The sequence below is a fragment of the Streptomyces sp. NPDC058051 genome (assembly GCF_042885475.1).
Classification (GTDB): Bacteria; Actinomycetota; Actinomycetes; order Streptomycetales; family Streptomycetaceae; genus Streptomyces.
Map to the genome: position 1 here is coordinate 41,308 of NZ_JBHVRW010000001.1, position 14,210 is coordinate 55,517.

Sequence of the window (14,210 nt, forward strand, 5' to 3'; positions counted from 1 at the left end):
ACGACACGGCCACGGCCCTGAGACCTCCCACGCGCCGAGCCTCGCGGGCCGTGGACCATCAGGAGTCCGCGCCTGACGGGGCCGCGCCTGACGGGGCCGCGCCTGACGGGGCCGCGCCTCCCTCGTCCGTATTCGCATTCTCCCTGTCCGTTCCACGCGCCCCGTCCGTGGCGTCCGGCCCGTCCGCCCCCGCCGTACCGTCCCCGATGGGCTGCCGGGCCGACGCCAGCCCCGCGAGCAGCCCCACTCCCGCGGTCACCGGCGTGAAGCTCAGCGCGTTGCCGACGGCGGCCAGCACGGCGAGCGCGGTGAGCGCGGCGCCCGCCGTCAGAACGACGGCCGTGGTGCGGGGCGATTGCCACAGCACGTACAACACCCACCCGAAGGCCGCACCCAGCAGCGCCACCCCCACCACTCCCTGCTCGGCGGCCAGCTGGAGCGGTGCGGAGTGCGGTGTGCCGTCCGAGTTCACGGTCTGCTCCGCCGTGGAGCTCAGCTCGGCGAACCGGCCGGGGCCGACGCCCAGCACCGGATGGTCGCCGGCCAGCTCCAGCGCGTCCCGCCACAGCATCACCCTGTTCGTGGTGAGCGGACCCTCCAGGGACACCATGAGGCCCTGAGGCAGCGCGTCCGCGGCGACCGCCCATGACGCACCGACGACGAGCCCGCCGGCCAGGGCGAGCCCGGCGAGACCGAGCAGCCGCCGGCGCATCCGGGCGGCGGCCAGCGAACACAGCAGTACACCGAAGGCCGCCGCGCATCCGGCCACCGAGCCCAGCGCCGGCGCGGCGCAGGCGGTCCCGAGTGCCAGGAGCCGCAGTGAGAACCGCAGCGCCCCCGGCCGGGCCGCGGCTGCCGCGCAGCAGGCGAAGCCCGCGGCCAGCACCAGCAGCGCGGCAGCGGCACCGGCGTGACCGGGCGCCGTGTCCACCGCGGCTGTGGCACCCGGCACACCCTCACGGATGAGAAGCCACATGAGGAGCGCACCGACGGCGGCGGCCGCGGCGGTCGCCACCGGAAGCAGCGTTCCGCAGATCCGTCCGCAGGCGAAGCCCGCGGCGACGGCCAGCAGAGCCAGCAGAACGCCCTCCGGGCCGGTCTCGCGTCCGGCGGCGCTGATCAGCGACCAGACGGCACAGGCGGCGAGCAGCACCGCCCCGGCCGCGTCGGAAGCGCCACCGCGCTCCTGAGTCCGGTCCCGCCCCGCTTCTGCGACTGTCACGTTCGCCCCCCGACCTGTGACCATCCTGTTCACGCTCGGCCTGAACCGGCCGACCGGTGGGGGGACTGGCGGACACGGTACTGGCAGTGGACCGGATCTGTGCGGGAAAGCGACGGAACGATCCGGTACGGAGCGTTCCACCACCCGGTCGCGACTGCCGGGCGCACAGCCGGCCACCGTAGACTCCGCCAGGTGAGCGCCACCATCACTCCGGTCGACGACCCGCAGCAGCCCGCATCCGCCTCCACGCCCCTGCGGAAACGGCTGCTGTCGCGGCTCGTACGGCCCGCAGCCGCCGTGCTCTCAGGAGCGCTGCTGTACCTGAGCTTCCCGCCCCGCCCCCTGTGGTGGCTGGTGCTGCCCGGTTTCGCCCTGCTCGGCTGGGTACTGCACGAACGCGGACTGCGCGCCGCGTTCGGCCTCGGCCTCCTCGCCGGACTGGGCTTCATGCTGCCCCTGCTGCGCTGGACGGGCGAAGAGGTCGGGCCGGTGCCATGGCTGGCACTCGCCGCGGCCGAGGCGCTGTTCGTCGCCGTCGGCTGCGTCGGGATCGCCGCCGTCTCCCGGCTCGTCTGCTGGCCCGTGTGGGCCGCCGCCGTCTGGATCCTCGACGAGGGAATCCGGGCCAGGGTGCCGTTCGGCGGTTTTCCCTGGGGCAAGATCGCCTTCGGTCAGGCGGACAGTGTGTTCCTGCCGCTCGCGGCCGTGGGCGGCACGCCGCTGCTCTCCTTCGGGGTGGTGCTGTGCGGCTTCGGTCTCTTCGAGGCGGTACGCCGGTTCCGTTCCTGGCGCAGCACACGCGAGGTGCCCCGGGCCGCCGTCGCCGCCGTCGCCGCGACCGTCCTCGTACCCGTCGCCGCCGCGCTCGCGGCCCTGCCGCTCGTGGACGACTCGGCCGAGGACGGCACCGCGACCGTCGCCGCGATCCAGGGCAACGTTCCGAAGCTCGGACTCGACTTCAACTCCCAGCGCCGTGCCGTCCTCGACAACCATGTGCGCCGCACGGAACAGCTCGCCCGGGAGGTGAAGGCGGGCAAGGTTCCGCAGCCCGACTTCGTCCTGTGGCCGGAGAACTCCTCCGACCTCGACCCCTACCGCAACGCCGACGCCCGCATCCTGATCGACGACGCGGTGAGGGCGATCGGGGTACCCACCGTGATCGGCGCGGTGGTCGAGCCGGACACCGGCCCGCTGCGCAACACCCTCATCCAGTGGGATCCGGAGAAGGGCCCCGTCAGCACCTACGACAAGCGCCACATCCAGCCGTTCGGCGAGTACATCCCGATGCGTTCCTTCGTACGCCTCTTCAACTCCGACGTGGACCGTGTGCAGCGGGACTTCGGCCCCGGGAAGACGGTCGGCGTCTTCGACCTCGGGGGTACCCACGTCGGGCTCGTGACCTGTTACGAGGCCGCGTTCGACGACGCCGTGCGGGACACGGTGAAGCACGGTGGCCAGCTGATCGCCGTACCCAGCAACAACGCCACCTTCGGGCGCAGCGAGATGACCTACCAGCAGCTGGCCATGTCCAGGGTGCGGGCGGTCGAGCACAGCAGGTCGGTCGTCGTCCCCGTCACCAGTGGAGTCAGCGCGATCATCCGGCCGGACGGGACGGTCGTCCAGAAGACGAAGCTGTTCACCGCGGACGCACTGGTGGACGAGGTGCCCCTGAGGTCCTCGCTCACGCCCGCGACCCGGATGGGTGTGCTCCCCGAGGGCGTGCTCGCACTGATCGCCCTGACCGGGCTCGGCTGGGTCATCGTCCGTTCGGTACGGCAGTGGCGTAGCCGCTGACCTCGGAGGCGAGCCACGTAGAGTCGGCCCATGGCTACTCCTGATTTCATCCGTGAGATCCGTGCCACCGCGGGCCGGCAGCTGCTCCTGCTGCCGGGCGTCACCGCCGTGGTCTTCGACGACGAAGGCAGAGTGCTGCTCGGACGCCGCTCCGACACCGGCAAATGGGCGGTCACCGGAGGCATCTGCGAGCCGGGCGAGGAACCGGCCGCCACGGCGGAGCGCGAGGTGTACGAAGAGACCGCCGTGCGCTGCGTGGCGGAGCGGGTGGTGCTCACCAAGGCGCTCGCGCCGGTGCAGTACGCCAATGGTGACCGCTGCCAGTTCCTGGACATCACCTTCCGCTGCCGGGCGACGGGCGGCGAGGCACGCGTCAACGACGACGAGTCGCTGGAGGTGGGCTGGTTCCCCGTGGACGCGCTGCCGCCGTTGGACGAGTTCGGTCTCTTCAGGATCAAGCAGTCCATGGCCGACGAACCCGCCTGGTTCGCCCGGACCCCCCAGGAGTGACGCCGTACGCCCGCCGGGCGGGAGCGGATCGTGGCCCCGCCCGGCGAGTGCGGCTCAGAGAGTACGGGCGTCCGCCGCGGGCACCGCGGGTGCGTCCGGCTCCGCGGCGGCCCCTTCGATGTCCGCGAGATCCCGGTGCCGGGTCTCCCTCGCGCAGCCGACCGCCAGCACGGTGATGAGCGCAGCGGCGATGACGTACAGCGCGATGGGCGTCGAGCTGTTGTGGTCCGCGAGCAGCGCGGTGGCGATGAGCGGTGCCGGAGCACCGGCCGCGACCGACGAGAACTGCGCCCCGATCGACGCACCCGAGTACCGCATCCGGGTCGCGAACATCTCCGAGAAGAAGGCCGCCTGCGGTGCGTACATGGCGCCGTGGAAGATGAGCCCGACGGTGACGGCGAGCAGCAGGCTTCCGAAGCTCCGGGTGTCGATCAGCGCGAAGAACGGGAACATCCACGCTCCGACGCCGACCGCACCGATGAGATAGATCGGCTTGCGGCCGAACCGGTCCGACAGCGTGCCCCACACCGGGATGACCGCGAAATGGACGGCGGAGGCGATGAGTACCGCGTTGAGCGCCGTCTGCTTGCTCAGATCCGCTGCCGTGGTCGCGTAGACGAGGATGAACGCTGTGATGACGTAGTAACTGATGTTCTCCGCCATCCGGGCCCCCATGGCGATCAGCACGTCGCGCCAGTGGTGCCGCAGCACGGCGACGAGCGGCATCTTCTCTGCCGCCCCGGCTTCCGACCTGCGCTGCTCGGCCTGTGCCAGCGCAGCCTTGAACACCGGTGATTCATCGACGGAGAGACGAATCCACAAGCCGATGACCACGAGAACCCCGGAGAGCAGGAACGGGATGCGCCAGCCCCATGCTCCGAAGGCCGAGTCGGACATCAGCGCCGTGAGCGCGGAGAGCACTCCGGTCGCGAGCAACTGCCCGGCCGGCGCGCCCGTCTGCGGCCATGAGGCCCAGAAGCCGCGCCGCTCGGCGTCGCCGTGTTCCGACACCAGCAGCACAGCTCCGCCCCACTCACCACCGAGAGCGAACCCCTGCACCAGGCGCAGGACGGTGAGCAGTACGGGGGCGGCGGCCCCGACCGTGGCATGCGTCGGCAGCAGTCCGATGGCGAACGTCGCTCCGCCCATCATCAACAGGCTGAGCACCAGCAGCTTCTTGCGGCCGAGCCGGTCGCCGTAGTGCCCGAACACCAGGGCGCCGAGCGGCCGGGCGGCGAAGCCGACCGCGTAGGTGAGGAAGGAGAGAAGCGTGCCGACGAGCGGGTCGGAATCCGGGAAGAACAACTTGTTGAAGACCAGCGCGGCGGCTGACCCGTACAGGAAGAAGTCGTACCACTCGATGGTGGTGCCGATGAGGCTCGCCGCGACAATGCGCTTGAGGTTGGCGGTTGGCGGAGCGGACGCTGCGGAGGCCATGTGCACCACTTCCAGGTGGGGAGGGGACGTCTGCGTGCTGCCACAAAGTAGGAACACGCAGGTCAGTGGCACATGTGGTGGGGCACCATACTTTGGGGCCCGGGTGTGGTTGCGCTGTGCTTCGTGTCAGGACGGGAGTGTCCGAAGCCCAGGATGTCGCGCGCTTGCCCTCGTTGCGGCATACATCAATTGGGGTGTATTGACCCAGTGTTGCTGACTCCCGTGCTGGTTTGGTGCTGACCTGAAGTCCCATGTCAGCACCCCTCGTCACCCCTCCTGTGCTGACTTGGTGCTGACTACGGAGCGTTGAGCTCGACGATTAAGGGGATCTGCCCGGTGGATTTGACGACAGGCTGGTGTGAGACGGGCAGCTTTCGTTCCGCGGCGAGGTCGCCCACGTTGCGCGTGCCTCGCTATGTGCACCCGCAACTTCTACTGCTCTGATCTGACGCCGCGCGCTGATCCGCCACGGATTGGGGGACAGCCCTTAGCAGGTTCTTCGTCGGCTGGAGATGCAGGACTCTCGCCGCTTCTGACCTGTGCAAATGAATGCAGTCGCCCCGTCTTCGTCCGGCTTGGTCCGCCCCCGGTCCGGATCTCGGTGCCGAGAGACTCAAGGGTGACTCGTTGCTTCGGGTGACCAGATCGTGGGCTGGTGTCGTGATTATCTGGCCGGACAGGCACGTGGCGGTGGCCTGCAGGCCGGTGTGCAGACGCTGCGGCGGGGTGGCGCGGGGCCGCGATGTTCCGGGCCGTCCCCATCAATGAGCGCCTCCTTGCCGCTGAAGTCCGCTTCGGTCCACAGGAGGGGTTCCTTGAAGGTCTTCACTATCGCCCCTCCGCTCGCTCCGTGGGCGACGTGCTGCCCCGTGCCCGGAGCTCGCGGCGCAGAACCTTGCCGGTGAGCGTCTTCGGGAGAGGCGCGTGAGCGCCGTGACCGCCCCGACGGTGAAGGACGGCCGGTGCTCGCGCAGAGCCGCCAGCACCACTGGGGGGTGGTAGCGGTGGCAGAGCACGAGCGAGCAGCCCACGTACAGGGCGGCGCACACGTGACCGACGAACCTGGTGATGTGGAACAGCGGGGCGATGCCCAGCACGCCGTCCGCTCCGGACGAGCCCAGCCGGTCCTCTGGAGCGAACCCTCGATCGACAAGGGCCGCCGCCAGGCTGTCGGAAGCGCTGTCGAGTTCCCGCAGCGTCACGGTGCCGTCGAAGTAGCGGAGGGCGACGGCCTCAGGTGATCGTCCGAGCGGCGCGGAACGCGTCGAGCATGGTGGTGTACGGGGTGGTGATGTCGCTCGGAAGGTGGGCCGGGTAGACGTCCAGTCAGGGTCGCTTCCGCCCGCCGCTCATGCACGCTCTCCAGTGGGGTCGGCGTGGTCGTGGCTGTGGTCGTGCTCCCGGGCGTAGTGCCGACGCAGCAGAGCCTTTCCGTAGTCGCCCCCGTTGGGTGTACGCACGATCGTGTGCACGTGGTACGGCTCGGGCTCCTCGTTGTCGAGGAAGATCCCCGGGTGATTGTCGTACTCGACCAGGACGACAGGGCTGTGCACGCGGTAGTAGAAGGGGCTGCCCTCTCCCCAGTCGCCGATCCACGCCAGGTGGGTCGTGTGCAGGTAGGCGTCCAGCTCGGCCTGGCGGGCACGACGCGCGGCGTTCGGTAGCGGCCGGAGGTAGGGCTCGACCAGGCCACGCAGCAGCTCGCGCCGGCCCGCACTGAGATCGTCGCCCCGCACCCCCTCGTACGGCAGGACCAGGTTGTCACGACCCGCGCCGGCCCGATGGCGGCCGTCGACCGAGCCGGCCAGGGCCGCCGGCAGCTCGGGGGCCAGCATCGAGCCGTAGAGCAGAGCCTTGCTCCGTTGCCCGGTACTCAGGGAGGCCATGAACTCCCGCGCCCGGGTGCGGTGTTCCGCGAATATCTCGTCCGCGTGGAACTCGCAGCCGAGGAACGTCGGTGTCCCGACGAGCTGTCGCCCCACGATGACGCGGTGCACGTCGATGTGGTGTCCCTGCAGCTGCCAACCCCAGACGCCGTCGGCCGGATCACCGAAGAGCGTGAACCAGTAGCACCACTCGGTCAGCGTGTCGGCATAGCCGCCGGTGAAGGTGCCGAGGCGGCCGTTGAGGGCCATCGCAGCGCGCAGTTGGTCGAACCCTTCGGGACTGAGCGTGGCGCTGACCACCGCCATCGCCGCGTGGCGCTGGGGCTCGCCGAGTTCCTGCAGGAGCAGCCCGTGTTCGGGGAACGTCAGGAACGCGTTGATCCACAGCTGCCACTCGGTCGCGTCGACCGGCAACTGTGCCGTGGAGCGAGCCTCGGCGTCGAGCAACTCCAGATAGCCGGTCGCGGCACGCTCGGCGGCAGTGGCGTCGAAGCCGTCGTCACCGAGTGCGAACAAGTCCCCGAGCGGTGTGCCGTCGGTGGTGACACCGGTGAAGGGCTCGGCGGTCGTCTGCTCCACCGGGGGTAGTTCGGCGTCGCCGATGAGGCGCAGCATGGTGGACATGCCCTGCTGGTCGGTGAAGTCCACAGCGCCGCGCTTGAGCGGCAGACCCAGCGGTCGGGCACCGTAGACAGGGGTGGGTGCGTCAGACATCAGTGCTCCATTGCACGTGGTGGTGATGGCGCCCGGGAGCCGTCGGCTACCGGTGATGGGTCGGGCAGCGCCTCCCGGGGTCGTTGCGGCCGACTGCCGGACGGTGTGCGGATCACGCGCGGGCGGTGGTCACGCCGTAATGCTGTTCGTCGGTTGTCGTGAGGCTCACGCCCTGGTCCCAGGGACGCCCGTACACGGGGGCGGGGGCCAGAACGGCGAGGTGCTTCTCCACGCCCGGGCCTTCGTTGTACTGCCGGTGCGGAACCCCGGCCGGCAGGAGCACCAGTGTGTCGGGGCCGACCTGGTGCTTCTCCAGCGCGACCTCGACGGTCAGTTCGCCTTCGAGTACGAGGTAGTACTGGTCGAAGTCGTGGACGTGGGTTCCGGGCCCGGCCGAACCGGGTTCGAGCTCCGCGTAGTTGACCACCGTGCGCACCGAGCCCGTGACGGGGTCCGCCAACGGCTGGAGCCGGAAGCCGGGCATCGGCTCGACGAGCGCGTCGCCGTCCACGCGGCGCACGTAGCCCGCGCGGTCGGCGCGGTGGTCGAGCGGAATGTCGTCGGCCTCGTCGACGAGCAGTGCGATCTGCGCGCCCGGCGTCGGCGCCGGGATGATCATCTCAAAGTGGGTCTCGGTGCCGGGACCGGTGTTCCAGTTGCAGTGCGGCAGGCCGGCCGGGATGAACACCAGAGTGCCCGCGGCGATCTCGTGCACGTCGTCGCCCAGCCGGACCGTCATGCTCCCGCGTATGAGGTAGTACAGCTGGTCGCTTCGGTGGTAGTGGAGAGACGGACCGCATCCGCCCTCGTCTATGTGGCTGGCGATCAGCATGGCGCTCTCCTGGTGCGACAGGAACTGCGCGCGGTAGCCGGGAAAGCCGGTGTCGACGGCCTTCACGTTGTCGAAGGGGCGGATGAACTCCATCCCGGGCTCCTCTCCATACTCTTCGGACGGGTGGGTTTCGTTGCTATACGGCGCGCGCGGTCGGGGAACCTGCGCTCGCTCCGAGGACCGGCTCGTCGCAGGCGGCGCCGATGGTCGTGGTCAGCACGCCGACGCCGTCGATCTCGACCTCGACCACGTCGCCGTCCTGCAGAAACTCCTGTGGTGTGCGGGCGACTCCGACACCGGGCAGGGTTCCCATGGCGATCACATCGCCGGGCACCAGAGTGGTGAAGCGGCTCAGCGCCGCGATGACAGCGGCCGCGTGGAAGATCTGGTCGCTGGTGCTGCCGTCCTGCTTGACCTCGCCGTTGACACGGGTGCGGTAGCGCAGGTCGTCCAGGTCCCCGATCTCGTCCAGGCTCACCAGCACCGGACCGCAAGGGGCCTGAGCGTCACCGGACTTGGTCAGCGCGATGCTCTCCAGCCCGTGGATGAGGTCCCGGGCGCTGAGGTCGTTGAAGGGCATGATCCCGGCGACGTACTCCAGCGCACGGTCCTCGGGCACGTTGCGAGCGGGTGCCCCGATCACCAGGGCGACCTCGCCCTCCCAGTCCAGTTGCCGGGTCGCCGTGGTGGCGTGGACCGTCGCGCCATGGCCGACCAGCGAGGTCTGCCATTTGGGGAAGAACCATGCGGCCTTCGGCTCGTCGATGCCAACCTCCGAGCAGTGGTCGCGGGAGTTGAGGGCCAGGCAGATGATCTTCTGCGGGTCGGGGACCGGCGGAAGCAGGCTCACGTGCTCGAGAAGCGGCAGCTGTTCGTGGGCCCGGGCGGCGACCGCGGCGGCCGCTGCCGCCACGGCCTGCCGTTGCGCGGTTGTGGTCGTGGCCAACAGGGAGCGGACCGACGGGTCTTCCAAGGTGATGCCCGCCTCAGCTGCGGCGTCGGCGACCGGGCAGAGCCGGCCGTCGACCACGACGGCCCCCTGAGGGCCGGCCTCGGTCAGATGGGTCGCGAACTTCATAGCGCCTCCACGCCTGTGCGTCGCAGCAGACAGCACGTCCCCGGCCGACTGCCCGTACGGGGCAGCCGACCGGTGCCGGTGAACCATCGGCGGCGACTCTATTTCCAAAGGTTCGAAAGTCAAGGTGTATTGATCATGTGGTGCAGCGTTGATCGAGGCATTTAGCTCGAAAACACCAGGTGGTAACTAGAGTTCATCGAGATGTAAAGATTCGAAAATCTGCCTCAGAGCGAGGCTGCTACGCTCCGGTGCATGGTGAAACCAGGTGGCCTGCGGCGCGACGGGGGAGAGGTGCTCGACGAGTTGCGAGCCGACATCCTTGCCGGTCGACTGGCCCCCGGTACGCGGTTGAAATTCAGTGAGCTGACGCAGCGCCTGGAGTGCAGCGTCGCCTCACTGCGCGAGGCGCTGATCGCTCTGAGCGGCGAGTGGCTTGTCCAGGCCGAACGCAACCGTGGCTTCCGCGTCACACCGGTGTCGCCCGAGGCGCTCGTCGACTTGGGCGAGGTCCGGGTGGACCTGGAGACGACCGCACTGCGCCGCGCGATCGAACGCGGTGGGCCGGCCTGGGAGATGGGCGTGCTCCAGGCTCAGCACGAGCTCGAAGCGGTGCCCCTGACCGAAGTCGAGGGCGGCCCCATCGCGCAGCTGTGGTACGAACGGCACGAGCGGCTCCATCAGGTACTGCTGTCCGGCTGCGGCAACGGCCGCCTGCTGTCGATGGCGGATACCGTCCGCAGCGGCTTCGAGGTCTACTGGCGGGCTTTGGAGCCGTTGCCCCGTGGGTCGACCGACCAGTTGAACGCCGAGCACAGGGCGATCGTGCTGCCGGCGCTGGCCCGTCAGGCGGATACCGCGGTCGAGGCGCTGAAGGTCAATATCCTGGCCACCCTGGCCCCGATGCTCGACGCGCTGCGAGCCGGTTCGCGTGCCTGAAGTCACGGCCCGCTCAGTCGGCCGTCGCGTGTGCCGCGTGGGTGCCGAAGGCGCGCCCGTGATAGGTCAGCGGGGGTGCGGCCACGGTGTCCGCCTGAAGGACCTCGCCGAAGACGACGATGTGGTCGCCGCCCTCGATCAGCGCGTCCACTCGGCATGCCAGGAATCCGCCCGACCCGCCGATGCGCGGGAGCCCACCTTCGAGCACCCAAGGCACGCCGTCGAACTTGGAAGGCCCGCCCTTGCGGGCGAAGATGAGGGCTGTGGCCGGCTGGGAGCTGTTCAGGATGTTCAGGCCGAACGAGCCGGTGGCCTGGATGACCGTCAGCAGGTCCGACCCGCGATCCAGTGCGACCAACACCATCGGCGGGTCCATGGACAGCGACGCGAATGCGCTCACCGTCGTTCCGTAGGGTTGGCCGTCGGTCATGGCGGTCACCACGGAGACCGGGGTGCAGACCGAGGTCATGACATCGCGGAACCGCACTTGGATATCTGACAGATCGCTTGCAGAGGTCATGACGAGTCCTTTCGCGACTACCCGCTTGGATCCACGTTCGCGCGGTGCATCCCACGCGCTGCTCGCCGCTGCGTCCCGCTGCGGTGTCGGCGTCATGTGGTTGTTGGGGCGGGGCCGTTGGTGAAGCCCCGTGGCCGACAGGCGACTGAACGATTGTGCAGTCGAAACGTAAGCACGACCTGGAGTGGTGTCAAGGCGTCGCGTCGGCGCGGCCGATGCGGACGGTTCCCGGCGCCCCGCCCCTCGTTGATTAGTGACGTGCTCGCATGCGTTGACAGGGGGGCTGCGCCTGGTAGGTTCCCTGCACAATTGTTCAGGAGCTTCGGGGGCAGATCCCCCACCCAGGGCATGCGTCTCGGGCGGGTCCTGACACGTACCGTGATGAGGAGCGAAGAGAACAATGGCTGAGCCCGCAGATCCCGCGCAGATATGGCCGTCCCTCCGGGCGAGGATGCGTCTGCCGCTGATCGCCGCGCCGATGCTGCGCGTATCCGGCCCTGATCTCGTGGTGGCCGCATGTCAGGCAGGGGTGGTCGGATCCTTCCCCACCGCGAACGCCCGGACGCCGGAGCGTCTCGCCGAGTGGCTGACGGACATCGACAAGCGTCTCGACGGCACGCAGGCCGCGCCTGTCTGCGCCAACCTGATCATCCGTCAGCCTCACCTGAGCGACCACCTCGCCGTGCTGGTCGAGCACCGCGTGGACATGGTGATCACCAGTACCGGTTCGCCGGACTCGGTGGTGGAGCCGCTGCACGCGGTGGGCGCGTTCGTCTTCGCCGACGTGGCTTCGCTGCGACACGCACACCGTGCTGTCGAGGCCGGTGCCGACGGCCTCGTGCTGCTGGCCGCCGGTGCCGGTGGCCACACAGGCTGGATGAACCCGTTCGCGTTCGTGCGGGCGGTCCGCGAGTTCTTCGACGGCCCCATCGTGCTGGCCGGTGGTGTCGCCGACGGCGCCTCCCTGTTCGCCGCCCAGGTCCTCGGGTGCGATCTGGCCTACATGGGAACGCGGTTCATCGCTACGCGCGAGAGCATGGCCGGCGCCGGGTACAAGGCGATGCTCGTCAACAGCACCGCGGACGACGTGATCCTCACCCGGGCCTTCACCAGCCTGCCGACCAGCATTCTGCGCCCGGCCATCGTCGCCTCGGGCATCGACGCCTCCGAGTTGGACGAGAACATCACCGCGGAGCAGGCGCGCGCCATGTACGGGCCGGACGCCGAAGGCTTCGGACCGCGACGGTGGAGCGACCTGTTCTCCGCGGGCCATGCGGTGACGGGCGTGCATGACGTGCCTGAGGTGCGTGAGCTCGTCGACCGGATCACCGCGCAGTACGCAGAGGCCAAGGAAGGTCTCGTCGCGGCCGTGAGGTCGGGCCGCATCGGCTGACGCCTGTCGGCGCGGACGCAAGGCCGTGGAGGCGCGCGTCCGCGTCAGGCGCAAAGTTCGTGATACGCGGAGAGGAGAATCGTGGAGATCGCAGAGAGCGTCGCCGTGGTGACGGGCGGGGCATCCGGCCTTGGACTGGCGACCGCACGGCGGCTGGCAGGGGCGGGCGCGACCGTCGCGCTCATCGACCTGCCGTCCGCTGCGGGGGACGACGCAGTCGCGTCGATCGAGGGCAAGGCCGTCTTCACGCCGGCCGACGTCACCTCGGAGGAGGAAGTGCAGGGCGCCCTGGACCGAGCCGCTGAGCTCGGGCCCGTCCGGATCGCCGTCAACTGCGCCGGGATCGCCACGCCGGGCCGCGTCATCGGCAAGCACGGGCCGCTGTCCCTGGACCAGTTCAGGCGCGTGGTGAACGTCAACCTCGTCGGCACTTTCAACGTCCTGCGCCTGGCCGCTGAACGGATCGCGGCAACCGGTCCGATCGGAGAGGAGCGTGGGGTCATCGTCAACACAGCGTCGGTCGCCGCGTTCGACGGACAGATCGGACAGGCCGCCTATGCGGCCTCCAAGGGGGCGGTCGCCGCCATGACCCTGCCGATCGCCCGTGACCTGGCGGACAAGCTGATCCGCATCGTCACCGTCGCCCCCGGAATCTTTCTCACGCCGATGATGCAGGGTCTGCCGCAGGCCGCGCAGGACTCCCTCGGCGCGCAGGTGCCTCACCCGAGCCGCCTGGGTTCCCCATCCGAGTACGCGGCTCTGATCGAGCACATCGTCACCAATCCGATGCTCAACGGTGAGGTCATTCGGCTCGACGGCGCTATCCGGATGGCGCCGCGCTGAGGCGCGCTCGGGATACCGATCGATCCGACGGTGACCGAGGGCTTGCCGGTGAGTTCTTCGCCCATCCGGCCAGGTTCGAGTCGCTGCCGTCGAACTCGGGCTGCCAGAACCGGCGGGTGGACGCGTGGAAGACGTCGACCCCCGCCTGCGGCAACGGGACGAGGATCCGTTCCAGCTCGTGGGGGGTGTGCGCCAGGCGCGCGTCGTACAGGCCGGTCTTCCACTGGGACAGCCGGAAGAAGACCGGAAAGTCGGGTCCGGTCGCGGCGCGTACGGCTGCGATGACCTCGGCCGCGAAGCGGGACCGGGAGACCGGGTCGCCGCCGTAGCGGTCGCCGCGCCTGTTGGTCCGTTCCCACAGGAACTGATCGATGAGGTATCCGTGCGCGCCCTGCAGTTCTACGCCGTCGAACCCTGCCTGCTGCGCGGCCGCGGCCGCGTCGGCGAATGCCCGCACCACCTCGTCGGTGTCGACGGTGCCGAGTGCGGTGCCCTGAGGCGAGCCGTCCAGAGCGAGGCCCGAGGGACTGAGCGTCGGTGCGGTGGGTACCGGCCCGGTGCCGGTCGCCCGGGCGGCGCCGACGTGGCACAGCTGCGGGATGATCCTCCCGTCGGCGGCGTGCACCGCGTCGGCGACCCGCTTCCACCCGGCCAGCGCGTCGTCGCCGTAGAACCGGGGCACCTGGTCGCTGGCGCCGGCGCTGTCGTGCCCCACGTAGACGCTTCAGTGACGATCAGCCCCACGCCGGCCTCGGCGCGGCGCGCGTAGTACCGCACCACGTCCTCACCCGGTATTCCCCGGGGCGAGAACTTGCGCGTCATCGGTGCCATGACGAAGCGGTTGGCCAGTGTCAGCGAGCCGACGGCAAAGGGCCCGCCCAGCGCCTGTGACACGCGGTCGGCACCGTGGCCGGGTCGCTGCGGCGACTGAAGGTCCTGGGTACGTGCCATGTGAGGTGCTCCTGACGGGTCGTAAGGGCGGAACGCGGAGCCGGGGTGCTCGATCCCTGGCCACGTTCTTGACGCGTGTTGCAGCGGCTCCTAG

The 14,210-nt window shown here is 69.7% G+C and carries 12 protein-coding genes and 1 pseudogene; 6 read left to right on the forward strand and 7 right to left on the reverse strand.

Going from position 1 to position 14,210, the window contains the following annotated elements:
* Positions 1-58 precede the first annotated feature (58 nt).
* Positions 59-1,246 carry an O-antigen ligase family protein gene (locus tag ACFVUT_RS00190; RefSeq protein ID WP_389641766.1) on the reverse strand — a complete coding sequence of 396 codons (1,188 nt, stop codon included), beginning with the start codon at positions 1,244-1,246 and terminating at the stop codon, positions 59-61.
* Positions 1,247-1,414: 168 nt separating this feature from the next.
* Here ACFVUT_RS00190 and lnt point away from each other — a divergent pair, with 168 nt between their 5' ends.
* Complete coding sequence (gene lnt, locus ACFVUT_RS00195; RefSeq protein WP_389641769.1) at positions 1,415-3,016, forward strand: apolipoprotein N-acyltransferase; 1,602 nt, start codon at positions 1,415-1,417, stop codon at positions 3,014-3,016.
* Positions 3,017-3,046: 30 nt separating this feature from the next.
* Entirely contained in the window at positions 3,047-3,526 is a 480-nt protein-coding gene (locus ACFVUT_RS00200; RefSeq protein ID WP_389641772.1) for an NUDIX domain-containing protein, read from the forward strand.
* Between the two features lie 54 nt (positions 3,527-3,580).
* Here the strand turns inward: ACFVUT_RS00200 and ACFVUT_RS00205 are convergent, their stop codons facing one another.
* On the reverse strand, positions 3,581-4,963 hold the full coding sequence (locus ACFVUT_RS00205) for an MFS transporter (RefSeq protein ID WP_389641774.1): 1,383 nt from the start codon (positions 4,961-4,963) through the stop codon (positions 3,581-3,583).
* Between the two features lie 1,049 nt (positions 4,964-6,012).
* On the opposite strand from ACFVUT_RS00205, the gene ACFVUT_RS00210 reads away from it, so the two are divergent.
* Positions 6,013-6,204, forward strand: coding sequence for a hypothetical protein (locus ACFVUT_RS00210; protein ID WP_389641777.1), 192 nt, complete (start codon positions 6,013-6,015; stop codon positions 6,202-6,204).
* 108 nt (positions 6,205-6,312) lie between these two features.
* Here the strand turns inward: ACFVUT_RS00210 and ACFVUT_RS00215 are convergent, their stop codons facing one another.
* From ACFVUT_RS00215 to ACFVUT_RS00225, 3 genes are all read right to left on the reverse strand, one after another.
* Positions 6,313-7,563 (reverse strand): DUF3500 domain-containing protein, encoded by a 1,251-nt coding sequence (locus ACFVUT_RS00215; protein WP_389641780.1) that lies wholly within the window; start codon positions 7,561-7,563, stop codon positions 6,313-6,315.
* Between the two features lie 112 nt (positions 7,564-7,675).
* Positions 7,676-8,488, reverse strand: coding sequence for a cupin domain-containing protein (locus ACFVUT_RS00220; protein ID WP_389641783.1), 813 nt, complete (start codon positions 8,486-8,488; stop codon positions 7,676-7,678).
* Between the two features lie 43 nt (positions 8,489-8,531).
* Positions 8,532-9,473 (reverse strand): fumarylacetoacetate hydrolase family protein, encoded by a 942-nt coding sequence (locus ACFVUT_RS00225; RefSeq protein WP_389641786.1) that lies wholly within the window; start codon positions 9,471-9,473, stop codon positions 8,532-8,534.
* Between the two features lie 252 nt (positions 9,474-9,725).
* Between ACFVUT_RS00225 and ACFVUT_RS00230 the strand changes: the two genes are divergently transcribed.
* The gene (locus tag ACFVUT_RS00230) at positions 9,726-10,409 is read left to right on the forward strand and encodes a GntR family transcriptional regulator (RefSeq protein ID WP_389641789.1); all 684 of its coding nucleotides are present in this window, start codon (positions 9,726-9,728) and stop codon (positions 10,407-10,409) included.
* Between the two features lie 13 nt (positions 10,410-10,422).
* On the opposite strand, the gene ACFVUT_RS00235 is transcribed toward ACFVUT_RS00230, so the two are convergent.
* On the reverse strand, positions 10,423-11,025 hold the full coding sequence (locus ACFVUT_RS00235; protein WP_389641792.1) for a flavin reductase family protein: 603 nt from the start codon (positions 11,023-11,025) through the stop codon (positions 10,423-10,425).
* 304 nt (positions 11,026-11,329) lie between these two features.
* Here ACFVUT_RS00235 and ACFVUT_RS00240 point away from each other — a divergent pair, with 304 nt between their 5' ends.
* Together ACFVUT_RS00240 and ACFVUT_RS00245 are read left to right on the forward strand one after the other, a co-directional pair.
* A complete protein-coding gene (locus ACFVUT_RS00240) occupies positions 11,330-12,322 on the forward strand; it encodes an NAD(P)H-dependent flavin oxidoreductase (RefSeq protein WP_389641795.1) in 993 nt (330 codons plus the stop codon).
* Between the two features lie 81 nt (positions 12,323-12,403).
* A complete protein-coding gene (locus tag ACFVUT_RS00245) occupies positions 12,404-13,165 on the forward strand; it encodes an SDR family NAD(P)-dependent oxidoreductase (RefSeq protein WP_389641798.1) in 762 nt (253 codons plus the stop codon).
* 11 nt (positions 13,166-13,176) lie between these two features.
* On the opposite strand, the pseudogene ACFVUT_RS00250 reads toward ACFVUT_RS00245, so the two are convergent.
* Positions 13,177-13,996 (reverse strand): annotated as a pseudogene (locus ACFVUT_RS00250) (12-oxophytodienoate reductase); the annotation flags it as partial.
* Positions 13,997-14,210 lie beyond the last annotated feature (214 nt).